Source organism: Nocardioides sp. zg-1228 (assembly GCF_017086465.1).
Classification (GTDB): Bacteria; Actinomycetota; Actinomycetes; order Propionibacteriales; family Nocardioidaceae; genus Nocardioides.
On record NZ_CP070961.1, the window covers coordinates 529,383 to 551,431 of the forward strand.

24 protein-coding genes are annotated in these 22,049 nt (G+C 74.2%); 11 read left to right on the forward strand and 13 right to left on the reverse strand.

The features are described 5' to 3' along the window. Positions 1-383 precede the first annotated feature (383 nt). Together disA and radA are read right to left on the reverse strand one after the other, a co-directional pair. Positions 384-1,454, reverse strand: coding sequence for a DNA integrity scanning diadenylate cyclase DisA (gene disA / locus JX575_RS02510; protein ID WP_186340415.1), 1,071 nt, complete (start codon positions 1,452-1,454; stop codon positions 384-386). A 112-nt stretch (positions 1,455-1,566) separates the two neighbouring features. Further along, the gene (gene radA / locus JX575_RS02515; protein WP_186340113.1) at positions 1,567-2,964 is read right to left on the reverse strand and encodes a DNA repair protein RadA; all 1,398 of its coding nucleotides are present in this window, start codon (positions 2,962-2,964) and stop codon (positions 1,567-1,569) included. Positions 2,965-3,092: 128 nt separating this feature from the next. Here radA and JX575_RS02520 point away from each other — a divergent pair, with 128 nt between their 5' ends. Further along, on the forward strand, positions 3,093-4,139 hold the full coding sequence (locus JX575_RS02520; RefSeq protein ID WP_186340114.1) for a LacI family DNA-binding transcriptional regulator: 1,047 nt from the start codon (positions 3,093-3,095) through the stop codon (positions 4,137-4,139). Positions 4,140-4,162: 23 nt separating this feature from the next. On the opposite strand, the gene JX575_RS02525 is transcribed toward JX575_RS02520, so the two are convergent. From JX575_RS02525 to JX575_RS02570, 10 genes are all read right to left on the reverse strand, one after another. Beyond that, the gene (locus JX575_RS02525) at positions 4,163-4,846 is read right to left on the reverse strand and encodes a class I SAM-dependent methyltransferase (protein WP_241005306.1); all 684 of its coding nucleotides are present in this window, start codon (positions 4,844-4,846) and stop codon (positions 4,163-4,165) included. After that, on the reverse strand, positions 4,843-5,481 hold the full coding sequence (locus JX575_RS02530; protein ID WP_186340115.1) for a VOC family protein: 639 nt from the start codon (positions 5,479-5,481) through the stop codon (positions 4,843-4,845). The genes JX575_RS02525 and JX575_RS02530 overlap by 4 nt, the downstream gene beginning before the upstream one ends. Positions 5,482-5,540: 59 nt before the next feature. Then, on the reverse strand, positions 5,541-6,911 hold the full coding sequence (locus tag JX575_RS02535) for a nucleotide pyrophosphatase/phosphodiesterase family protein (RefSeq protein WP_186340116.1): 1,371 nt from the start codon (positions 6,909-6,911) through the stop codon (positions 5,541-5,543). Positions 6,912-6,948: 37 nt separating this feature from the next. After that, positions 6,949-8,118 (reverse strand): metabolite traffic protein EboE, encoded by a 1,170-nt coding sequence (gene eboE, locus JX575_RS02540; protein WP_186340117.1) that lies wholly within the window; start codon positions 8,116-8,118, stop codon positions 6,949-6,951. A 1-nt stretch (position 8,119) separates the two neighbouring features. Continuing rightward, complete coding sequence (locus tag JX575_RS02545) at positions 8,120-9,004, reverse strand: TatD family hydrolase (RefSeq protein WP_186340118.1); 885 nt, start codon at positions 9,002-9,004, stop codon at positions 8,120-8,122. Then, entirely contained in the window at positions 9,004-9,663 is a 660-nt protein-coding gene (locus JX575_RS02550; protein WP_186340119.1) for an EboA domain-containing protein, read from the reverse strand. The genes JX575_RS02545 and JX575_RS02550 overlap by 1 nt, the downstream gene beginning before the upstream one ends. Next, positions 9,660-10,547, reverse strand: a complete 888-nt coding sequence (locus tag JX575_RS02555) for a sugar phosphate isomerase/epimerase family protein (protein ID WP_241005307.1) — start codon at positions 10,545-10,547, stop codon at positions 9,660-9,662. Before JX575_RS02555 ends, JX575_RS02550 begins: the two co-directional genes overlap by 4 nt. Continuing rightward, positions 10,544-11,407: an SCO3242 family prenyltransferase gene (locus tag JX575_RS02560; protein WP_186340120.1), complete on the reverse strand. Its 864-nt coding sequence runs from the start codon at positions 11,405-11,407 to the stop codon at positions 10,544-10,546. The genes JX575_RS02555 and JX575_RS02560 overlap by 4 nt, the downstream gene beginning before the upstream one ends. Beyond that, positions 11,404-12,597, reverse strand: coding sequence for an inositol-3-phosphate synthase (locus JX575_RS02565; RefSeq protein ID WP_186340121.1), 1,194 nt, complete (start codon positions 12,595-12,597; stop codon positions 11,404-11,406). Before JX575_RS02565 ends, JX575_RS02560 begins: the two co-directional genes overlap by 4 nt. A gap of 66 nt (positions 12,598-12,663) precedes the next feature. Further along, positions 12,664-13,446 (reverse strand): hypothetical protein, encoded by a 783-nt coding sequence (locus tag JX575_RS02570; RefSeq protein WP_186340122.1) that lies wholly within the window; start codon positions 13,444-13,446, stop codon positions 12,664-12,666. Between the two features lie 26 nt (positions 13,447-13,472). On the opposite strand from JX575_RS02570, the gene JX575_RS02575 reads away from it, so the two are divergent. The 5 genes from JX575_RS02575 to JX575_RS02595 all read left to right on the forward strand — a co-directional run bounded on the left by JX575_RS02575 (position 13,473) and on the right by JX575_RS02595 (position 17,328). Then, positions 13,473-14,417, forward strand: a complete 945-nt coding sequence (locus JX575_RS02575) for a Ppx/GppA phosphatase family protein (protein WP_186340123.1) — start codon at positions 13,473-13,475, stop codon at positions 14,415-14,417. 2 nt (positions 14,418-14,419) lie between these two features. Beyond that, a complete protein-coding gene (locus JX575_RS02580; RefSeq protein WP_186340124.1) occupies positions 14,420-15,211 on the forward strand; it encodes a sugar phosphate isomerase/epimerase in 792 nt (263 codons plus the stop codon). Further along, the gene (locus JX575_RS19770; protein ID WP_277395312.1) at positions 15,208-15,813 is read left to right on the forward strand and encodes a TetR family transcriptional regulator; all 606 of its coding nucleotides are present in this window, start codon (positions 15,208-15,210) and stop codon (positions 15,811-15,813) included. The genes JX575_RS02580 and JX575_RS19770 overlap by 4 nt, the downstream gene beginning before the upstream one ends. A 61-nt stretch (positions 15,814-15,874) precedes the next feature. Further along, positions 15,875-16,594 carry an ABC transporter ATP-binding protein gene (locus JX575_RS02590; RefSeq protein ID WP_186340125.1) on the forward strand — a complete coding sequence of 240 codons (720 nt, stop codon included), beginning with the start codon at positions 15,875-15,877 and terminating at the stop codon, positions 16,592-16,594. Further along, positions 16,591-17,328 carry an ABC transporter permease gene (locus JX575_RS02595; RefSeq protein ID WP_186340126.1) on the forward strand — a complete coding sequence of 246 codons (738 nt, stop codon included), beginning with the start codon at positions 16,591-16,593 and terminating at the stop codon, positions 17,326-17,328. Before JX575_RS02590 ends, JX575_RS02595 begins: the two co-directional genes overlap by 4 nt. Here JX575_RS02595 and JX575_RS02600 read toward each other — a convergent pair. Continuing rightward, a complete protein-coding gene (locus JX575_RS02600) occupies positions 17,309-17,701 on the reverse strand; it encodes a hypothetical protein (protein WP_186340127.1) in 393 nt (130 codons plus the stop codon). The genes JX575_RS02595 and JX575_RS02600 overlap by 20 nt on opposite strands. 88 nt (positions 17,702-17,789) lie before the next feature. On the opposite strand from JX575_RS02600, the gene JX575_RS02605 reads away from it, so the two are divergent. The 5 genes from JX575_RS02605 (at position 17,790) to JX575_RS02625 (ending at position 21,889) form a co-directional block, all read left to right on the forward strand. After that, a complete protein-coding gene (locus JX575_RS02605) occupies positions 17,790-18,719 on the forward strand; it encodes a proline dehydrogenase family protein (protein ID WP_186340419.1) in 930 nt (309 codons plus the stop codon). A gap of 21 nt (positions 18,720-18,740) precedes the next feature. Beyond that, positions 18,741-19,541 carry a pyrroline-5-carboxylate reductase gene (gene proC / locus JX575_RS02610; RefSeq protein ID WP_186340128.1) on the forward strand — a complete coding sequence of 267 codons (801 nt, stop codon included), beginning with the start codon at positions 18,741-18,743 and terminating at the stop codon, positions 19,539-19,541. Positions 19,542-19,602: 61 nt separating this feature from the next. Next, positions 19,603-20,112 carry a SigE family RNA polymerase sigma factor gene (locus JX575_RS02615; protein ID WP_186340129.1) on the forward strand — a complete coding sequence of 170 codons (510 nt, stop codon included), beginning with the start codon at positions 19,603-19,605 and terminating at the stop codon, positions 20,110-20,112. Next, a complete protein-coding gene (locus JX575_RS02620; protein ID WP_186340130.1) occupies positions 20,096-20,659 on the forward strand; it encodes a hypothetical protein in 564 nt (187 codons plus the stop codon). Before JX575_RS02615 ends, JX575_RS02620 begins: the two co-directional genes overlap by 17 nt. Positions 20,660-20,707: 48 nt before the next feature. Continuing rightward, positions 20,708-21,889, forward strand: coding sequence for an acetoin utilization protein AcuC (locus tag JX575_RS02625; protein ID WP_186340131.1), 1,182 nt, complete (start codon positions 20,708-20,710; stop codon positions 21,887-21,889). Positions 21,890-22,049: the final 160 nt, after the last annotated feature.

Here is a 22,049-nt window from a genome sequence, read left to right on the forward strand (position 1 = left end):
GGCCGTCCGGCTCTCGTCACTCGTCTCGCGTCCCTCGCTTGTCGGAGTCCCCGCTCGAGCGGGGACTCCGACACTTGGAGGGGGTTGCAAAGGCCTCCAGGTGTCGGACTGGGCCTACAAGTCGGGCGCGGGGAGTACGCCGGGCCGGCGCGACTCAGAGGTAGCGCTCCGCTCGACTCGTCAGGACGCGCCGGCTCGGCACGCGGTACGCGTCAGGACGCGCCGACTCGGCACGCGGTACGCGCCAGGACGCGCCGACTCGACCTCCTCCGCGCGCCAGGACGCGCCGACTCGACCTCCTCCGCGCGCCAGGACGCGCCGACTCGGCCCCCTCCCCGCGTCAGGACGCGCCGACTCGGCCCCGGTACGCCGGGTGGGCGGGGTCAGATGTAGCGCTCGGTGATGCTCGACTCGGCGAGGCGGGAGAGGCCCTCGCGCACGCTGCGGGCGCGCAGCTCGCCTACGCCCTCGACCGCCTGGAGGTCCTCGATGCCGGCGGAGAGCAGCTGCTGGAGACCGCCGAAGTGGTCGACGAGGCGGTCGACCACGGCCGAGGGGAGGCGCGGCACCTTGGCGAGGAGGCGGTAGCCGCGGGGGGCGACGGCGGCGTCGAGGTGCTCGGCGCCGCTGAGGCCGATCGCGCGCGCCACGGCCGCCGGGTCGACCAGCTCGGTGGGGGACAGGGCGGCGAGCTCGGCGACGTGGGAGGTGGGGCTGGCGGGGCGGCGCCGGCCGCCGGGGAGGTAGTCGCGCACGACCAGCTCGCGCTCGGCGTCGACGCCGGTCACCAGCTCCTCGAGCTGCAGCGAGAGCAGGCGGCCGTCGGTGCCGAGCTCGAGCACGTAGTCCTCGATCTCGCTCGCGATCCGGATGACCATCTCGAGGCGCTGGGCGACCACGGCCACGTCGCGCACCGTCACCAGGTCCTCGATCTCGAGCGCCGACAGCGTCGCGGAGACCTCGTCGAGGCGCAGCTTGTAGCGCTCGAGCGTGGCGAGCGCCTGGTTGGCGCGGGAGAGGATCTTGCCGGAGTCCTCCAGCACGTGGCGGATGTCGCCGACGTAGGCGGCGATGATCTGCATCGACTGCGACACCGAGATGACCGGGTGGCCGGTCTGCTTGGCGACGCGCTCGGCGGTGCGGTGGCGGGTGCCGGTCTCCTCGGACGGGATGGTGTGGTCGGGCATCAGGTGGACCGCGGCCCGGTGGACCTTGGTGATGTCCTTGTCGAGGATGATCGCGCCGTCCATCTTGGCGAGCTCGCGCAGGCCGGTGGCGGTGAAGGGCACGTCGAGGGTGAAGCCGCCGGTGGAGATGGAGTCGACCGTCTTGTCCTGGCCGAGCACGATCAGGGCGCCGGTGCGGCCGCGGAGGATCCGCTCGAGCCCGTCGCGCAACGGGGTGCCCGGTGCGATCGATGCCAGGGTCGCGCGCAGCCTCAGCTGCTCGTCCATGCGCTCTGCCACCGGTGCCTCCGTGCTCTCTCTCGGACGCCCCCGTGCGCCGTGGGGTGAAGTCTAGGGGTGGGCGGCGGCGAACCACCGATCGTTGCCGGGCGGGCTGGCCTCAGAGCGGCGGCGTGAGGTCGAGGGTGAGCAGCGCCCCGACCACGTCGTCGACCTCGACCACCTGCAGGCCGTCGACCGTCCGGCGCGAGGGGATGCCCCGCTCGCTGGGCAGCGCCCGCCCGCGCGGCACGACCGCGACCCGGAAGCCCAGGCGCGCGGCCTCGGCGACGCGCTGCGGCAGGTCGCGTACCCGGCGCAGCTCGCCGGCGAGGCCGATCTCGCCGATCGCGACGGCGCCGCGGGGCGGCGGCACGCCGAGGTGCGAGCTGGCCACGGCGACGGCCAGGGCGAGGTCGGCGGCGGGGTCGTGGAGCCTGGCCCCGCCGACGGTGGCCACGAACGTGTCGCTGCCGGCGATGCGCAGCCCTGCGTGGCGCTGGAGGACGGCGAGCACCATGTCGACCCGCGAGGACTCCACACCCGACACGGTGCGCCGCGGGCGCTCCAGCGGGGACGGGGTGAGCAGCGCCTGCACCTCCGCGAGGAGCGGGCGGCGACCCTCCATCGTCACCGCCACGCAGGTGCCGGAGACGTCCTGGGTGTGGTGCTCGACGAACAGGCCGGTCGGGTCGGTGACGGCCGAGATGCCCTCGGAGGACAGGTCGAAGCAGCCCACCTCGTCGACGGGGCCGTAGCGGTTCTTCATGGCGCGGAGCATGCGGAAGCGGGAGTTGCGCTCGCCCTCGAAGTGGAGCACCACGTCGACGAGGTGCTCGAGCACCCGGGGCCCGGCGATCGAGCCGTCCTTGGTGACGTGGCCGACGAGCACCGTGGTGATGTTGCGGGTCTTGGCCACCCGGATCAGCGCGGCCGCGACCTCCTTGACCTGGGTCACCCCGCCGGGCACGCCGTCGATGCCCGAGGCGCCGATGGTCTGGACGGAGTCGACGACGATCAGCGTGGGGCGGACCTCCTCGATGTGGGTCAGCACCGCCCCGAGGTCGGTCTCGGCCGCGAGGAACAGCTCGTCGTGCACGCCGCCGGTGCGGTCGGCGCGCAGGCGCACCTGCGCGGCCGACTCCTCGCCCGTGACGTAGAGGGTGCGCTGGCGGGTGCGGGCGGTCTGCGCTGCGACCTCGAGCAGGAGCGTGCTCTTGCCGACGCCGGGCTCACCGGCGAGCAGGATCGCCGCACCCGGCACGAGACCGCCGCCGAGCACGCGGTCGAGCTCGGGGACGCCGCTCGCGCGGGCGACGGACTCGGTGACCGGCACCTGGCCGATCGGCACCGCCGGCGTCGACACCGGCCCGGCGCTGGCGCGCATCGTGGGCGCCCCGGCCTCCGCGACCGATCCCCACGCCTGGCACTCGCCGCACCGGCCGACCCACTTGGCCGTCTCCCAGCCGCACTCGGAGCAGCGGTAGGAGGAGCGCACCCGTGCGGTCTTGGTCGACATGCGGCCCACGCTAGGCGAGCCCACCGACACCGGGGGCACGCCGCGCGAGAGGTGCCCCGGTGGGCCGTCCGGGCGGGGCTTATGCTCACCTGCAATTGGATCGATCTAGGGCGATCGCGAGGGGCGGCATGGGGCGAGGCATCGAACACCGGACCGGGGGCACGCTGCCGGTCACGCCGCCGACCCTCGCCGACGTCGCCGAGCGGGCAGGAGTGTCGCGCCAGACGGTCTCCAACGCGGTCAACAACCCCGACCTGCTGCGTCCCGACACCCTCGAGCGGGTGCGCCAGACCATCGCCGAGCTCGGCTACTCGCCCAACCGCGCCGCGCGCAACCTCCGCACGCGTACGTCGTCGCTGATCGGCCTGCGCTTCGGCCCGGCCCAGGAGGGCACCGCCAACGCGGCGATGGACCGCTTCGTGCACTCCCTCGTCGAGGCCAGCGAGGAGGTCGGCTACCACGTCCTGCTCTTCCCCGGCGACGACGACGACCCGATCGGCGGCTACGACAACCTCCTGCGCTCCACCGCCGTCGACGCCTTCGTGGTCACCGACACCTACCTCGGCAACCCGCAGGCCGCCTGGCTGAGCCGGCAGCGGGCTCCCTTCGTCGCGTTCGGCCGGCCCTGGGACGACGACGGGGCCCGCCACGTGTGGGTCGACGTCGACGGTGCCGCCGGCATCGCACTCGCCACCCAGCACCTCATCGACCGCGGTCACACCCGCATCGCCTGGATCGGCTGGCGCAAGGACTCCCCGATCGGGGAGGACCGCCGCTCGGGCTGGGTCCGCACGATGCACGCCAACGGCCTGCCCACCACCGGCCTCGCCTCGCGGGTCGAGGACGTCGTGCACAGCGGAGCCGAGGCGGCCGCCGTCCTGCTCGACGAGTCGCGGCCCACCGCGTTCGTCTGCGCCTCCGACACCCTCGCGATGGGCGTGCTCCACACGCTCTGGATCCGCCAGCTCGCCCCCGGGCGCGACATCGCCGTGGTCGGCTTCGACGACTCGCAGGTGGCGCAGGTCTACCCGGTGGGGCTCACCTCGGTGCGGCAGCCGCTGGAGGACGTCGCGGTCGAGATCATCCGCACGCTGCGCGCCCTGCTGACCCACCAGCCGGTCGAGACGCGCGGTGTCCTCCTCGAGCCGACGCTGGCCATCCGCGAGTCGAGCTGACCCGGCCGGCCGCGGGGGTGCCCCTAGTAGTGGCGCCACCAGAGGTTGACGGCGTAGTCGACCTCGGTGCCGGTGTGGGAGGCGAGGGCCTCCTCGGCCGCCTCGGGCGGCAGCTCGATGCGCACGACCGCCTCGAGGTCCTCCCGCGAGGCGAACGACCAGCCCATGTCGATCGGGCGGCGCCGCCAGCCGTGCATCGACCAGAACCGCTCGACCGCCGTGGGGTCGACCTCGGGGAAGCCGCGCCGGAACCAGCCGCCGAACGTCGAGCGGGTGGGGTCGTTGTCGATCACGAACGCGGTGCCGCCGCGGCGCACGACCCGGTCGAGCTCGCGCAGGCCCGGCTCCGACCCGGGGCCGAAGAAGTAGGCCCACCGGGCGTGCACCACGTCGACGGAGGCGTCGGGGAGGGGCAGTGCCTGGGCGCCACCCTCGAGCACGGTGACGGTGCCGAGGGAGCGCGTACGCCGGCGGGCGAGGGCCAGGAGCGGCGGGTGCGGCTCGACGCCCACGACGCGCGCGGCCGTGCCGGCCCACAGGGGGAGGTGGAAGCCGGTGCCGCAGCCCACGTCGAGCACCGTGCGCCCGGCCCAGTCGCCGATCTCGCGCATCGCCGTCGCGATCCGGTCGTGCGGGTCGGCGGCGCGGTTCTCGAGCTCGTAGACCTCGGGGGTGTTCCAGATGTTGGGGGAGGGCCGAACCCTCAAATGCGCACCAGGCCCTGCGGCGTCTGGAGCTGGACGGCGACGATGCCGGGGGTGCCGTTGGGGGCGACCCACTCGACCTTGACGTCCTCCAGCGGCGCGTCGACGGTCTCGCCGAGCCACTCGCTGACCCGCTGCGGGTCGCCGGCGATCTCCAGGCAGTCGAGGGCGAAGTCGCCGGTCGCGCCGTTGCTGGGGTGCAGCTCGGGGGCGGACTGCCACTGGATGAAGAAGGGCAGCTGGGGGTCGGAGATCAGGCTGTTGACGCCGATCTGCTGCCAGAGCAGCTCCGTGCCGTCGGGGCGGCGACGGTTGCCCTTGACGGCCTCGCGGCCCAGGCGGGTCTCGAACGGCGCGATGTCGGCCACGGAGACGACCCAGCCCATCCAGCCGCCGCCGAGGGCGGAGCGGGCACGGACGGCCTGGCCGAAGGGAGCCTTGTCGCTGGCGGGATGGTCGAGGACCTCGACGATCTCCATGTAGATGTCGCCGTCCAGCGGCAGGATCATGTTGCGGGTGCCGAAACGGGGGTGGATGCCACCGTCGATGAAGTCCGTGCCGAGCAGCCCCCCGATGCGCTGGGCGGTGCTGGCGAGTCCATCAGGTCCGGCGGCGAAGCTGACGTGGTCCAGGCGCATGGCCAGATTCTCATCCGGGCGCATGGTGGCCTTGACACCGGGGTCCGGGTTTCTTGACGTCAAGAGGTGCCGGACAGCTCGAGCAGCAGGTCGCGCACGTCGGTGGCCGCCACCGACCCGGTCACGGCGCCCGGGGTGCTGCACACGAGCATCGGGCCGCCGGCGGGGTCCGCGGGCAGCCGGCCGTGGGTGCCGCGCACCGGCGACGGGTCGAGCGGGACGACCTTCATGGCGTAGCGCAGCCCCGCCATCTTCCTGGCGAGGGTGAGCCCCGCCTTGAGCTTCACCGCGCGGTCGTCGGGGTCGAAGAACAGCTCGGCCGGGTCGTAGCCGGGCTTGCGGTGGATCTCCACGCCCCGGGCGAAGTCGGGGGCCCGGGCGTCGTCGAGCCAGTAGTAGTAGGTGAACCACGCCGTCTCGTCGGCCACGAGCACCAGGTCGCCGGAGCGCTCGTGGTCGAGGCCGTACGCCGCCTGCGCGGCGCGGTCGAGCACCTGGTCGACGCCGGGCAGCTCGGCGCACCTCGCGCGCACCGACTCCAGGTCGGCCGGGTCGTCGACGTAGACGTGGGCGACCTGGTGGTCGGCGACCGCGAAGGCCCGCGAGGCCCACGGGTCGAGGTACTCCATGCCGTCCTGGGTGTAGACCTCGAGCAGCCCGGCGCGGCGCAGCATCCGGTTGACGTCGACCGGCCGGTCGGCCCGCGTGATGCCGTACTCGGAGAGCACCAGCGTGGTGACGCCGGCCCGCTCGGCGTCGTCGAGCAGCGGGGCCAGCGCCGCGTCGACCTCCCGCGCGGCCCGGGCCGCCTCGGGCGAGTCGGGGCCGAAGCGCTGGAGGTCGTAGTCGAGGTGCGGGACGTAGCAGAGGGTGAGGTCGCTGCGCGGCATCAGCCGACGGGTGGCGGCGATGATCCACTCGCTCGAGGCGATCGAGGCGGTCGGGCCCCAGTAGGTGAAGAGCGGGAACTCGCCGAGCTCGCCGACGAGCTCGTCGTGCAGCTCGGGCGGGCGGGTGTAGCAGTCGGGCGCCTTCTTGCCGTCGGCGTAGTAGATCGGCCGCGGGGTGACCGTCCAGTCGGTCGTGGCGCCCATGGCGTACCACCAGCACACGTTGGCGACGGTGTAGTCGGGGCGCTCGCGGCGGATCGTCTCCCACACCTTCTCGCCCTCGACGAGCTTGTTGTGCTGGCGCCACAGGAACACCTCGCCGAGCTCGCGGAAGTACCACCCGTTGCCGACCGCGCCGTGCCCCGACGGCGGGAGTCCGGTGAGGAACGTCGACTGCACCGAGCAGGTCACGGCGGGCAGGATCGGCTCCAGCGTCGCCCGCGAGCCCTCGTCGGCGATCCGCCGCAGGCGCGGCATGTGCTGGAGCAGGTCGGGGGTGAGGCCGACGAGGTCGACGACGAGCAGCTGGGGGTGGGCCACGGCGGTGTCCTGTCCTGGGTCGGTGCGGGGGCGGGTGTCAGTCGAGGGACGTCAGGCCGAGCCCGACCAGCTCGTCGCGCACCCACGCGAGCTCCGCGGCGAGGCCCGCCGCGAGCGCGTCGTCGTCGGCGGGGGCGCCGTCGGGCAGGACGGACCAGGTGTAGGTCTCGACCTCGAGGTGGTCGGTGCGGGCGGTGTCGCCGCCGAGGAGGGCGGCCAGGGACGCGCGCAGCTCGTCGCGGCTGTTGCGCAGCGGCGGGGCGGGGTCGGCGTGGACCGGCACGTGGAAGTGCACCCGCCACGGCGACCCGTCGTCGAGCGGGCGCCGCCCGCCGAGTGCGTCGGGCAGGTCGTCGCGCGCGGCGAGGCGCTGGCCGGTGCGCTGGCGCACCTGGTGGAGGAAGCGGTCCTCGGAGTACGACGTCAGCGCGTCGCGGGCACGCGGGTCGGCCGGGTCGTCGACGACCAGGGCGGCCGCCGGCTGCACCTTGACCACGTCGAGGCCCGCGGCGTCGAGCCGGGCAAGCGCGTCGGTCGCGTCCTCGAAGCCGACGGCGAGGTGGCACAGGTCGAGGCAGACGCCGATCCGCTCGCGGTCGGCGGCGTCGAGCCGGTCGACCGCCTCGGCGGTCGTCTCGATCACGCAGCCGGGCTCGGGCTCGAACGCGACCCGCACCGTGCGCCCGGTGTCGGCCTCCACCTCGGCCAGCCCTTCCGCGAGCGCCTTGAGGTGCAGCTCGGCCTGGGCCTGCCGGTCGGTGAGCCACGGGGCGCGCCAGGCCAGCGGCAGCGTCGAGATGCTGCCCCGGGCGGCGTCCTCGGGCAGCAGCGCGGCGAGGACGCGCGCCACGTCGAGGGTGTAGTCGAGCCGGGCCCGCTCCGCCCAGGTCGGGTGGTAGACGCGCTTCTTGACCACCTCGTCCTGGAAGGCGGCGTAGGGGAAGGCGTTGAGGGTGACGATCTCGACGCCGTGCGCATCGATCGCGTCGCGGAGCCGGGAGACGGCGTCGAGATCGGAGGCCAGGCGTCGCGCGGCGGCGGCCGGCAGCCACATGCCCAGGCCGACCCGGTCGGTGCCGAGGTGGCGGCGCAGCCGGTCGCCGTAGGTGCCGACCTGCGCGATGAGGCCCTCGACGTCCTCGGCGGGCAGCACGTTGGTGCCGTAGCCGAGGTGGACGACGGTGCCGTCGGGGTGGCGCAGCCTCATGTCAGTCCCGCGAGCCGCGCAGGATCGAGTTGCCCTCGAAGGTCGCCGAGGCGTCGCCGGCGCCCGTCCCGTCGGTGCCGTCCGTCGCGTCGGGGTCGATCATCAGCCGGCCGCTCTGGGCGAAGAACTCCACGGGGTTGCGCCACAGCACGCGGTCGACGTCGTCCTCGGAGAAGCCCGCCTCGAGCATCGCCGCACCGGTCTTCGCGGTCTTGAGGGGGTCGCTGCGGCCCCAGTCGGCGGCGGAGTTGACCAGCACCCGGTCGAGCCCGCGGCGCTGGAGGATCGCGACCATGCGGTGCTCGTCCATCTTGGTGTCGGGGTAGACCGAGAAGCCCATCCAGCAGCCGGCCTCGTCGACCTGGTCGACGGTGACCTCGTTGAGGTGGTCGACGACGACCATCCCGGGGGCCAGTCCCGACTCGGTGACCAGCTCCAGGGTGCGGCGGGTGCCCTGCTCCTTGTCGCGGTGCGGGGTGTGGACCATCGCCGGGAGCGCGAACTCGACCGCCAGCTCCAGCTGCCGCACGAACGCCTTCTCCTCCTCGACCGTCATCGAGTCGAACCCGACCTCGCCGACCGCCACCACGCCGTCCTTGGCGAGGTAGCGGGGGAGCACGTCGAGCACCTCGGCGCACCGGGGGTCGTTGGCCTCCTTGGGGTTGAGCGCGATCGTGCAGTGGTGGACGATGCCGAACTGCGAGGCGCGGAACCGCTCCCAGCCCACCAGCGCGTCGAAGTAGTCGGTGAACGAGCCGACGTTGGTGCGCGGCTGGCCCAGCCAGAACGCCGGCTCGACCAGCGCGCGGACGCCCGCGGCGTGCATCGCCTCGTAGTCGTCGGTGGTGCGCGAGGTCATGTGGATGTGCGGGTCGAAGATGCGCATCAGGAGTCCTTCTGCTTCTCGGGCTGCTTCTCGGGGGAGGCGCCGCAGGCGTCGAGCACGACCTGCACGTCGGGGGGTACGTCGCGCCCGGCCGCCTCGCGCTCGCGCTGGTAGCGCTGCACCATCTCGGCCAGCTCGCGGTCGGCGCGCCGGGAGAGGCCGGTGACCGACGCGACGGGGACGCCGGTGAACAGGCACTTGAGGACGCCCTGGCGCCACGCGTCGTCGTCGAGCCGGTCGCTGTGCGGTCCCATCGCCGCGGCGACGAGACGGGTGTCGTTGGTGCGCAGCGCGTCGAGCAGCAGGTCGGTGCCGTCGACCTCGTCGGGTGCTCCGGCCAGGGCGTGGAGCACGGCGCGCTTCTCGTCGTTGTCGCCGTAGCGGTAGACCTCGCCCAGCTCGGCGAGGAGGGCCGCGGCGTCGAGCGACCGCGCCGCCTCGACCACCAGCCGAACGCGCACCGCGTCCTCCAGCAGCACGCCGTCGGCGCCCGGCAGCGGTCCACGACCGGTCGTGCGCGCCGCGGCGGGGAACGTCCGGCCGAGCCGGGACGGGTCCTCGGCGACCTCGGCGTTCATGGCCTCCCACCGGGCGCGCGCGGCGTCGTCGAGCGCGCTCCGGATGGCGTCGTGGTCGGCGAGCGGACGGATGTCGGTCACGGCGTGGGTCCTTCGCTCTCGGCGTCCGCGAGGCGCGCCAGCGAGGCGCGCAGGGCGGCGATCTGACGTGCGGCCACCGTGGGCGCCGCGTGGGAGTGGCGGGGCAGCTCGACGCTGGCCAGGCCGGCGAAGCCGGTCGCCACCAGCGCGCCGAGGACGGCGTCGAGGTCGAGCGTGCCCTGGCCCAGCTCGAGGTGCTCGTGCACGTCGCGGACCATGTCGTCGACCTGCACGTTGCCGATGAGGCTGCCGGCGACGGCGACGGACGCCTGAGGGCTGCGCGGCTCGTTGCACACCAGGTGGCCGAGGTCGAGGGTGAGCCGGAGGTGGTCAGGCTCGCCGAGCCGCCGGCGCAGCTCGAGCGCCTCGTCGACGGTGTCGACGTGCATGCCGGGCTCGGGCTCGACGCAGACGACGACCCCCAGCTCGTGGGCGAGGTCGAGGACGGGGCCGAGCCCGTCGGTGAGCCGTCGCCAGCCCTCCTCGGCTCTCGTCCCCTCGGGCAGCACGCCCGACCAGCACGACATCGCCTCGGCGCCGAGCTCGGCCGCGATCCGCACGGCGCGGGTCAGCAGCTCGATCCGCGGGCCGCGGTCGCCGTCGCTGACCAGGGTCGGCTCGTGCTTGCGCCACGGGTCGAGCACGAATCGCGAGCCGGTCTCGATGACGACGGCCAGCCCGTGGTCGGCCAGCGACTTCGCGGCGCGGGCGGTCTGGGCGCCCGCGTCGTCGGCGAACGGGTCGAGGTGCGGCTGGTCGAGGGTGAGGGCGACGCCGTCGTAGCCGAGCCCCGCGATCACCTCGCAGGCGTCGGGGAAGCGGTGGCCGGAGAAGCCGTTGCTGCCGTAGCCCAGGCGCAGGGGGCTCCGTCCCGCCGCGCTCACGTCGGGCTCCACCGGCGCGAGAGCGCCCGGTAGGCAGGTCCGGCGCCGACGACCGTGGCGGCGGCCGGGAGCCGGCCGCGGCGCGCCAGCCACGCGCCCTGCAGCAGGGAGAACCCCCCGATGCCGGTGCGGGTGGCGGCCCGCGCGGCCTCGGCCGTGGGCCGCCGCACCGCGCGGGCCTGGGCGCGGCCGACGACGACGGCGTAGGCCGCCGACAGGCCGACCCCGGTGAGCCGGGCGAGGCGACCCGTGCGCGCCTCGTAGAACGCGGCATGGGCCGTCGCGGCGGCCACCACCAGCGTGGCGGCGGTCGCCGCGGCCGCGACCTCCGGACGGGTGCCGTGCACCTCGCCACGGCTGAGCCAGGTGAGGCCGGCGGTGTGGGCGGTCATCGCGAGGGCGGGCTGCCACGCTGCAGCGGGCGAGGCGTGGGCGCCGAGCAGGACGTCGAGCCCCCGTGTCGAGGCCATCGCCAGCGGCCCGAGCGGCGTGTCCTTGGCGGCCGCGTCGTAGCCGACCACCATCAGCGCGAGCGGGGCCGCCACCGCGACGGCCGAACGTCCGCCGAGCAGCGCGGCGACACCGAGGCCGGCTGCGCCGAGGCCGGCGGCGACGGCGAGGGCGGTCTCGGCGCCGACCCGACCGGACGGGATCGGGCGCTCGGGGCGCTCCTCGGCGTCGACGCCGCGGTCGCACCAGTCGTTGAGGGCCATGCCCGACCAGTAGAGGCACGTCGAGGCGAGTGGCATCGCCCACCCGCGTCCCGCGACCCCGGCATGCGCGGCACCGGCCCACGCGTCCCCCGGGATCGAGAGCGCGGCGGGGGCACGGGTCAGCTCGACGAGGTCGGCGAGCCTCACGTCGCCACCCGGTCGGCGCACGCCGTCGACCAGGAGAGCAGGGCCTCCCACTGCTGGGCGAGGCGGTGCTCCTGCGAGCCCAGCGGCTGCTTGAAGAAGAACCCGAGCGCGGACAGCGGCCCGCTCTCACCCACCGCGACGGCGCGGCCGGTCAGCCGGGCGAGGTCGAGCACGAGCGGCGCGGCCAGCGCCGAGTCGCAGCCCTCCCAGGTGAACTGCATCGTCATCCGGGTGCCGAGGAAGCCGTCGAAGCGGACGTGGTCCCACGCGGTCTTCCAGTCGCCGAGGTCCTCGACGTAGTCGATGTGCATGGGGCCGGGCACCGGGTGGCCGAGCATCGACTCCAGGCCCGAGCGCTTGGTGCTGGTCTTGCTCTCGCGGGCGGCGGGGTCGGAGAGCGTGGAGCCGTCGCCGCCGCCGAGCAGGTTGACCGAGGTCCACGACCGCACGGCCAGCGAGCGGGTGGAGAACATCGGCGCGAGGGCCGACTTCACCAGCGTCTCGCCGGTCTTGCCGTCGCTGCCGGCGTAGGCCACGCCGCGCTCGTCGGCGAGCTCGCGCAGCGCCGGCACGTCGATGCCCGGGCTCGGCGTGAAGGCGACGTAGGCCGCTCCGGCGAGCACGGCGGCGCAGGCGTAGACCGAGCTCGTCGACAGCGGTGCGCGCCCCTGCGCCCAGGCGTCCTGCAGGCCGGCCCAGTCGGCGGCGTCGGGTCCGGCGTCGTGGGGCGCCTCGGTGCTGGAGACGTCGACGACCACGACGTGGTCGAGGCCGGCGCCGAAGTCGCGGATGTCGGCCGCGAGGCGCTCGACGTCGGCGCGCTGGTCGCCGGAGTGGCCGCGGACGCCGGCTCGCAGCCGCGCCTCGGCGTGCTCGAGCTCCGAGGTGACCTGGCGGGCGAGGACGCCGGGCACGACGCCGCCGGCCACGAGGCGCTCGGCCTGCTTGACCAGCGGGAGCGTGTCGACGTCGTGGCCGCCGACGACGATGTCGGCGTAGGCCGCCAGGCCCCGGGCGTCGAGGTCGGGGTGGGAGCACACGCAGCCGGTCTCGTCGGTCAGGTGGGCGGCGAGCGCGCTCAGGCCGATGGTCGCGGTCGTGGCCAGTGAGCCACGCGCGCCGATGAACCAGATCCCGAGGGTGCCGGCGGGGCCGGATCCCTCGGACGGGGGAGGAGGGGAAGGGACCACCCGACGAAGGTAATGCACGTCACACCCGCGTCACAGGGGGTGTCCGGGACTTTTGCGTGCCGCCGCTCAGAAGTGGCGCGGTGACGCGGGGTGCAGCGCGAGCGCCGAGCGCGAGACCACGTGCGCGTCGCAGTGGCGCACCAGCTCGGCGTACGCCTCGGCACCCATCAGCTCGACGAGCTCGGGCTCGTGGGTGAGGTAGACCGGCTCGGGCGCGACGTGGGCCTCGGTGTTGCCCGAGCAGTACCAGTCGAGGTCGTGGCCGCCGGGTCCCCAGCCGCGGCGGTCGTACTCGCCGATGGAGACCTCGGTGTAGCTCGTGCCGTCCTGCCGCTCGACCTCGCGGAACTGGCGCCGGATCGGCAGCTGCCAGCACACGTCGGGCTTGGTCTCGAGCGGGTTGCGCCCCTGGCGCAGCGCGAGGCCGTGGAGGGCGCAACCGGCGCCGACGTGCCCGCTCGCGTTGCTGAAGTCGGTGCGGTTGTGAAAGACGCACGCCTGCTGCCCGTCGACCTCGACCACGCGCGTCTTGCGCTCGCCGTCGTCGTCGGTGTCGACCCAGTCGGACGTGCGGACCGCCCGCCCGGGGTGCAGCTGCCAGTCGTCGGGGCCGAGCTCGGCGACGAAGGCCTTGACCCGACGCTCGTCGTCGCGGTCGGCGAAGTGGGCGCCCAGGGTGCAGCAGCCGACGTCGGGGGCGTCGGCGTAGATGCCCTGGCAGCCGTTGCCGAAGATGCAGGTGTAGGCGGAGGTCAGCCACGTCAGGTCGCAGCGGAAGACCTGGGCGTCGTCGGCCGGGTCGGCGAACTCGACGTACGCGCGAGGGAAGACGAGGTCGACTTCGGGCACGTGGCAAGCCTAGTAGCGTTGCGGGTATGCGCCTGGGCGTCCTCGACATCGGCTCCAACACCGGCCACCTGCTGGTGGTCGACGCGCACGGCGGGGCGGCGCCGCTCCCGGCGTCCTCCCACAAGCAGCCGCTGCGCCTGGCCGAGCACCTCGACGAGGAGGGCGCGGTCACTGCCGAGGGCATCGACGCCCTCACCGACTTCTGCGCCTCGGCGACGCGGATCGCCGAGGACAAGGGGTGCGAGGAGATGCTCGCCTTCGCGACCTCCGCGGTGCGCGACTCGGTCAACGCCGACGAGGTGCTCGCCCACGTCGAGGAGCACAGCGGGGTCCGGCTCGGCGTGCTGTCCGGCGAGGACGAGGCGCGGTTGACGTTCCTGGCCGTACGCCGCTGGTTCGGCTGGTCGGCCGGCCGGCTCGCCGTCTTCGACATCGGCGGCGGCTCGCTGGAGATCGCCGGCGGGTCGGACGAGGCGCCCGACGTCGCCTGGTCCCTCCCGCTCGGTGCCGCCCGGGTGGCACGGGCGTGGTTCGGCGGCGGCCGGCCCTCCGACGAGGAGGTGCGCGAGCTGCGCAAGCAGGTGCGGGCCGAGATCGCCCGCGACGCCGGGCACCTCCTGCGCGGGGGCTCGCCCGACCGGGCTGCGGCCACCTCGAAGACGTTCCGCTCGCTCGCGCGCATCTGCGGCGCCGCGCCGAGCGGCGACGGGCAGCTCGTGCCGCGCTCGATCGAGCTGCAGGCGCTGTCGAGCTGGATCCCCAAGCTCGTCGACATGTCGCCCGCCGAGCTCGCCGACCTGCCGGGCGTCTCGCCGAGCCGCACCCACCAGATCGTGCCGGGCGCGATCGTCGCCGAGGCGTGCATGGACATCTTCGACCTGACCGCGCTCGAGGTCTGCCCCTGGGCGCTGCGCGAGGGCGTGATCCTGGAGCGGCTCGACCAGATCTCCATCGTCACGAGGCCGCGCTGACGATGGCTCCCCTCATCGGACTCTCGACCGCCTCGGTCTACCCCGAGTCGACCGCGCACGCCTTCGGATGGGCCGCGCGGCTGGGCTACGACGCGGTCGAGGTGATGGTCGGCATCGACACCCTCAGCCAGGAGGTCGACGCGGTCAGGAAGCTCAGCGAGCACCACGAGGTCCCCATCTGCGCCGTCCACGCGCCGTGCCTGCTCTTCACGCAGCGGGTCTGGGGCACCGACCCGTGGGTCAAGCTCGAGCGGTCCGCCGAGATGGCCGAGGCGGTCGGCGCCGACGTCGTGGTGGTGCACCCGCCGTTCCGGTGGCAGAAGGACTACGCCGCCGGCTTCGTCGAGGGCATCGCCTCCCTCGAGGCGCGCACGGGCATCGCCTTCGCGGTCGAGAACATGTATCCGTGGCGGGCGTCCTCGCGCCGCGGCATGGAGATGTACCTCCCCGGTTGGGACCCCAGCGCCGAGGACTACGCCCACACCACCATCGACCTCTCCCACGCCGCCATCGCCCGCAGTGACGTGGTCGCGATGGCCGACCGGATGGGTGCCAGCCTGCGCCACGTCCACCTCACCGACGGCACGGGCTCGGGCAGGGACGAGCACCTCGTGCCGGGCCGCGGCGTGATGGACGCCGGGGGATTCCTGCGCCACCTCGCCGGCACGGGCTTCACCGGCCACGTCGTGCTGGAGATCAACACCCGGCGCGCCGCCGACCGCGCCGAGCGCGAGGCCGACCTGGTCGAGTCACTGGAGTTCGCCCGCGCGCACCTGGCCGTGGCGACGCCGTGAGCGCGCCGGCCGCCTCCCGCTCCGCCCGGGGTCGGCGCCCCGGCGCTCCCGACACCCGCGCCGAGGTGCTCTCCGCCGCGCGGGCGTCGTTCGCCGAGAAGGGCTTCCGCGGCACGACGATCCGCGCCGTCGCCGCCGCGGCGGGGGTCGACCCGGCGCTGGTGCACCACTACTTCGGCAGCAAGGACGACCTCTTCGTCGCCGCCCTCGAGATCCCGGTCGACCCTCGCGAGGTGCTCGCGCCGGTGGTCGCCGCCGGCCCGGACGGCGCCGGCGAGCGGCTGCTGCGGGCGTTCCTCGGCGTCTGGGACGACCCGGAGGTCCAGCCGGGGCTGCTCGCGATGGTGCGGTCGCTGGTGGCCGACGACACCGGCGGCCTGGTGCGCGACGCGTTCATCCCCGTCGTGGTCGGCCCGGTGCTCGCCGGGCTCGTGCCCGACCGCCCCGAGGTGCGGGTGCCGCTCGTGGCCAGCCAGGTGGTGGGCCTGATCGTCGCGCGCTACCTGCTCGCCGTCCCGGCGATGGCCCAGATGCCGGCGGACGACGTCGTGGCGCGCGTCGGCCCCGTCCTCCAGCACTACCTCACCGGCGACCTTCCCTAGCCGCGCCCGCGCCCGGTCGAGGGGTTGACGGGGGCGAAGCCGTGCGCGCACAATTCAACACATGATGAAAAACGTGGTGGAGGTGCGCGACCTCGTCGTCGTGCGGGGCGAGCGCGAGGTGCTGCCGGGCATCTCCCTCGACGTGTCGCCCGGGGTCACCGGGCTGCTCGGGCCGAGCGGCTGCGGCAAGACCACCCTGATGCGGTGTCTGGTCGGGGCACAACGGGTCAGGTCGGGCGCCGTCGAGGTGCTGGGGGAGCCGGCGGGCAGCCGCCCGCTGCGCACGCGGGTCGGCTACGTGACGCAGGCCGCCAGCGTCTACGACGACCTGACCCTCGCCGAGAACCTCACCTTCTTCGCCCGCGTGCTCGGCGTCGACCGCGACCAGGTGGACCGGGCGGTCGCCGCGGTCGGGCTCGACGACCACCGCGACCAGGTCGTGGGCCGGCTCTCCGGCGGCCAGCGCAGCCGGGCCAGCCTCGCCGTCGCGCTCCTCGGCACGCCCGACCTGCTGGTGCTCGACGAGCCGACGGTCGGGCTCGACCCGGTGCTGCGGCGCGACCTGTGGGAGCTGTTCCACCGCATCGCCGACGGCGGCGCCGCCGTGCTGGTCTCGAGCCACGTCATGGACGAGGCCGAGCGGTGCCACCGGCTGCTGCTGATGCGCGAGGGCCGGATCATCGCCGACGGCTCGCCCGAGGAGATCCGCACCCGGACCGGCGCCCGCGACGTCGAGGAGGCGTTCCTCCACCTCGTCGAGCAGCGCGGGGACGCCGCATGAGCACCCGCGTCACGCTCGCCGTCGCCGGTCGCGTGCTGACCCAGGTCCGTCGCGACCACCGCACCCTGGCCATGCTGCTGATCGTCCCGTGCGTCCTGATCACCCTGCTGTGGTGGATGTTCGAGGACGTCCCCGGCGACGCCTTCGACCGCTTCGGTCCGGGCCTGCTGGCGATGTTCCCCTTCATCGTGATGTTCCTGGTGACGAGCGTGACGACGCTGCGCGAGCGCTCCTCCGGCACCCTCGAGCGGCTCCTGACGATGCCGATGGGCAAGCTCGACCTGCTGCTGGGCTACGCGCTGGCGTTCGGCCTGCTCGCCGCGGTGCAGTCGGTGCTGGCCGTGGCCGTGAGCGTCGGCCTGCTCGGACTGGACGTCGAGGGCCCGGTGTGGCTGCTCGGCGTGGTCGCGGTGGCCGACGCCGTCCTCGGCACCGCGCTCGGCCTGCTCGTGAGCGCCTTCGCGACCACCGAGTTCCAGGCGGTGCAGTTCATGCCGGCGTTCGTGCTGCCGCAGGTGCTGCTCTGCGGGCTCTTCGTGCCGCGCGAGGCGATGCCGACGGTGCTGGCGGCGATCAGCGATGTGCTCCCCATGTCGTACGCGGTCGACGCGATGCAGGAGCTGGTCGGCGCCGCCGACGTCGCCGCGGTGTGGCGCTCGGTCGCGGTGGTCGCGGGCTTCGCGATCGCCTCGCTCGCGCTCGGCGCGGCCACCCTCAGGCGCCGGACCCCCTGACCCGGCTGAAGAGCCACCCGCCCACCGCGAACAGGGCGGCGTACATCGCGGTCAGCATCACGACGTCGGCGATCGAGCCCGCCGTGTCGTCGGCGACGACCAGCACGACGGCCACCGCGCCCGCCACGACGGTGGCCACCGCCGCGCTGCCCAGGGCGAGCACCATGCCGCGCGGTCGGAGGCGGGTGGCCGCCGCGACGACGAGCAGCGCCGCCGGCGCGGCCAGGTAGAGCCAGTCGCGCTCGCCGTCGCCCACGATGCCCAGGGCGCCGATGCCGAGCAGCAGGAACGCCACGGTGCCGGCCGACACGGCCAGGGCGAGGGCGTACGTCGCGGTGTCGGACGGGAGCCGGGAGGGGCGGCGGGAGGTCATTCCTCGACGCTAGGAGGGGGCGCGCTCGGGCGGGTGGAGGAGCCGTGAAGGTGTGGTGGAGGGTCGGCGTAGCCTTGCCGCCATGTCGTTGCTCCGCCAGCCGATCCTCCTCCTCGCCCGCAGCCAGGGGGTCCAGCGGCTCGTCTCCACGATGCCCGTGTCGAGCTCCGTGGTGAGGAGCTACGTGCCCGGCGAGACGACGGCCGACGCGGTCGCGGCGACCTCCACGCTCGTCGAGGACGGCCTGCGGGTCTCGCTCGACTACCTCGGCGAGGACACGACGGACGCGGCCCTGGCCGACGCCACCGTCGCCGCCTACAAGGAGCTGCTCGCCGACCTCGCGGCCAAGGGCCTGGCGCCCCAGGCCGAGGTGTCGGTCAAGCTCACCGCCATCGGTCAGTCGCTGCCCGACAACGGCCACAAGGTGGCGCTCGAGAACGCGCGCGACATCTGCCGCGCCGCCCGCAACGCCGGCACGACGGTGACCCTCGACATGGAGGACCACACCACCACCGACTCGACGCTGGCGATCCTGCGCGAGCTCCGCAAGGACTTCCCCGAGACCGGGGCGGTGCTGCAGGCGATGCTGCGCCGCACGGAGGCCGACTGCCGTGCGCTGGCCTACGAGGGCTCGCGGGTGCGGCTGTGCAAGGGCGCCTACATGGAGCCCGAGCGGGTCGCGTTCCAGGACCGCGCCGACATCGACAAGTCCTACGTGCGGTGCCTCAAGGTGCTGCTCGGCGGCCAGGGCTACCCGATGATCGCCACCCACGACCCGCGGATGGTGAAGATCGCCTCGGCGCTGGCGAGCCGCTTCGGCCGCCGCCCGGGCACCTACGAGTTCCAGATGCTCTACGGCATCCGGCCCGAGGAGCAGAGGCGACTGGCCGCGGCGGGCGAGAGCGTGCGCGTCTACATCCCCTACGGCACCGAGTGGTACGGCTACCTGATGCGCCGCCTCGCCGAGAAGCCCAGCAACCTCGCGTTCTTCGCGCGCTCGCTGGTCTCGAAGAAGTAGCCGACGCAGTAGATTGCCGACATGAGCACAGGGATCATCGGCGCCGGCGTGATGGGGGAGACCCTGCTGTCCGGGCTGGTGCGCGCCGGTCGGCGGGTCGACCAGCTCATGGTCGGCGAGAAGCGGGCCGAGCGGGCCCGTGAGCTCGAGGAGCGCTACGGCGTCGCCGTGGTCTCCAACCGCGAGGCCGCCGCCAAGGCCGACACCGTGGCACTCGTGGTCAAGCCGCAGGACATGGCCGACGTCCTCGAGGAGATCGCCCCCGTGCTGCGGGCCGGCCAGCTGCTGGTCTCGCTGGCCGCCGGCATCACGACGGCCTACATCGAGTCGCGGGTGCCCGACGGGGTCGCCGTCGTCCGCGTCATGCCCAACACCCCGGCGCTCGTCGACGAGGGGATGGCCGCGATCGCGCCCGGCTCGCACTGCGACGACTCGCACCTCGCCGAGGCCGAGTCGTTGATGGCGTCGACGGGCAAGGTGCTGCGCATCCCCGAGAAGCAGATGGACGCGGTCACCGCGATCTCCGGCTCGGGCCCGGCCTACATCTTCTTCGTCGTCGAGTCGATGATCGAGGCGGGCGTGCACCTGGGGCTGCCCCGGGCCACCGCGACCGACCTCGTCGTGCAGACGCTCGTCGGCTCCGCCGCGATGCTCCGCGAGACCGGCAGCCACCCCGTCGTGCTGCGCGAGCAGGTCACCTCTCCCGGCGGCACGACCGCCTCCGCGCTGCGCGAGCTGGAGGTCCACCGCGTGCGGGCCGCCTTCCTGGCGGCGATGGAGGCCGCGCGCAACCGATCCCGTGAGCTGGCCGAGGGCAGCTGACGCGCGACAACCCGACCGCCGGGGGCGGAGTTCTGGTGGGTGTGACGAAAGACCCGACCCGATGATCGCCCGCGCCGAGCAGCCCGCCTTCGACGCGTTCGTCCGCCGGTCCTCCGACCGGCTGCTCCGCACGGCGTACCTGCTGTGCGGGGACCGTGGACACGCCGAGGACATCGTGCAGACGGCCCTGCTGCGCACCGCGCGCCGCTGGCCGAGCGCACGTCGCGAGCCCGAGGCGTACGCCAGGCGTGTGGTCGTCAACCTCGCCAAGGACCGCTGGCGGGCGTTGGGCCGGCGGCCGGGCGAGGCCCCGCTGGAGGCCGACGTGGCCGTGCCGGTGACCGACGGGGTGGCCGACCGCGACCAGATCCTGCGCGCCGCACGGCAGCTGCCCGCCGGGCAGCGCGCGGTGCTGGTGCTGCGGTACTTCGACGACCTCAGCGTCGCCGACACCGCCGCGGCGCTCGGGTGCTCGACGGGGACGGTCAAGTCACAGACCGCACGCGCCTTGGAACGACTCCGGGCCGCACTCACCAGTGACAGGGAGAAGACCGATGCTCACCGACGATGACCTGACCCGCCGGCTCCGCGCCGCGTTCGCCGAGGAAGCCGCCGACCTCACCTACGCCGGCCCCGTCCCGCGGGCGCGGACCCGGCCCGCGTGGGCCCGTCCGGGACTGCTGGCCCTCCCCGTCGCGGGAGCGGTGGCCGCCGCCGCGCTGGTGGCCGGCTCCACCGGCCCCTCGACCGCTCCCCCCGCCCCGTCGCCGACGGCGGCCGACGCCTCCTCGTCGCCGGCCGGCGTGCGCACGGTGGCCGAGGAGATCCGGCTCGCCGGGATGACCTTCACCGTCGAGCGGGACGCCGACGACGTCGCCGTGGGGGACCAGCTCCTCCGCGTCTACGACCCCGGGCAGCTGCCCGACTGGGCGCGCCCCGTCGAGCTCGAGGCCGGTGCCGCCGCGAAGGTGTGGGTCGGCACCGACCCCGCCACCGGGTCGACCGTCCTGCTGGTGCAGTCGCCCGTGCGGTGGGGTGGACGGCTCACCGGGCTCGCTTCGCCGTCGATCAGCGTCGAGCAGATGGAGTCGATCGCCCGCACCGGCCGGCTGTCGTGATCGTCCCGGCGCTCGGACAACCGCCGGGGTGGGAGTAACGTCCGCCGCATGGAGTGCGACGGGCCTGCGTCAGTGGTGTTCGACCAGACCCTGACGGAGTACGACTTCGGTCCCACCCACCCGATGTCGCCCGTGCGCGTCGACCTGACCATGCGCCTCGCCGACGAGCTCGGCGTGCTGGACGGCCTCAAGCGCGTCGACGCCCCCGTGGCGACCGACGAGCAGATCGCCACGGTGCACGAGCGCGGCCTCATCGACGCCGTCACGCGGGCCGGGGCGACGCCCGGCTTCGAGGACGCCGCGCGGGGCCTCGGCACGGACGACGACCCCGTCTTCGCCGACATGCACCGCGCCAGCGCCCACGTGGTGGGGGCGACCCTGGAGGCGTGCCGCCAGGTGTGGAGCGGGGAGTCGCTGCACTCGGTCAGCATCGCCGGCGGCCTGCACCACGCGATGCCCGGCAAGGCGAGCGGGTTCTGCATCTACAACGACGTCGCGGTCGGGATCACCCAGCTGCTGGCCGACGGCGTCGAGCGGGTCGCCTACATCGACATCGACGTCCACCACGGCGACGGCGTCGAGAAGGTCTTCTGGGACGACCCGCGCGTCCTCACCGTCTCCCTGCACGAGACCGGGCAGATGCTCTTCCCCGGCACCGGCTTCCCGAGCGACGTCGGCGGCAAGGGCGCCGAGGGCACCGCCGTCAACGTGGCGCTGCCGCCCGGCACCTCCGACGCCGGCTGGCTGCGCGCCTACCACGCGGTCGTGCCGCCCGTGCTGCGCGAGTTCGCGCCCCAGGTGCTCGTCACCCAGCACGGCTGCGACTCCCACATGAACGACCCGCTCGCCCACATGATGCTGAGCGTGGACGGCCAGCGCGCGGCCTACCTCGCGCTGCACGAGCTGGCGCACGAGGTGGCCGACGGGCGCTGGGTCGTCACCGGCGGCGGCGGCTACGCCGTCGTCGACGTCGTGCCGCGCGCGTGGACGCACCTGCTGGCGATCGTCGCGGGCTCCCCGCTCGACCCCGAGCTGTCGACGCCGCCCGGGTGGCGGGCGTACGTCGAGGAGGTGCTCGGGGCCACCCCGCCGCACCGGATGACCGACGGCCGGACCCCGGCCTACCGCGACTGGGCGTCGGGCTACGACCCCGAGACCTGGCTCGACCGGGCCATCAACGCCACCCGCAGCGAGGTGTTCCCGCTGCACGGCCTCGACCCGCTGCCCTGACCCGGCTTGACCCGGAGGGCGGTCGATGCAACCCGACACGCCGACGTCCCACAAGTTTCTCCAGCGTTCCTCTTCCCCACGCGTCACGCGAGCCCTATTGTCAGCGGGAGCGGCACGCCTGTGACGCCGGTGGGGAAGCCGGCGCCGTTCCGCGCAGAAG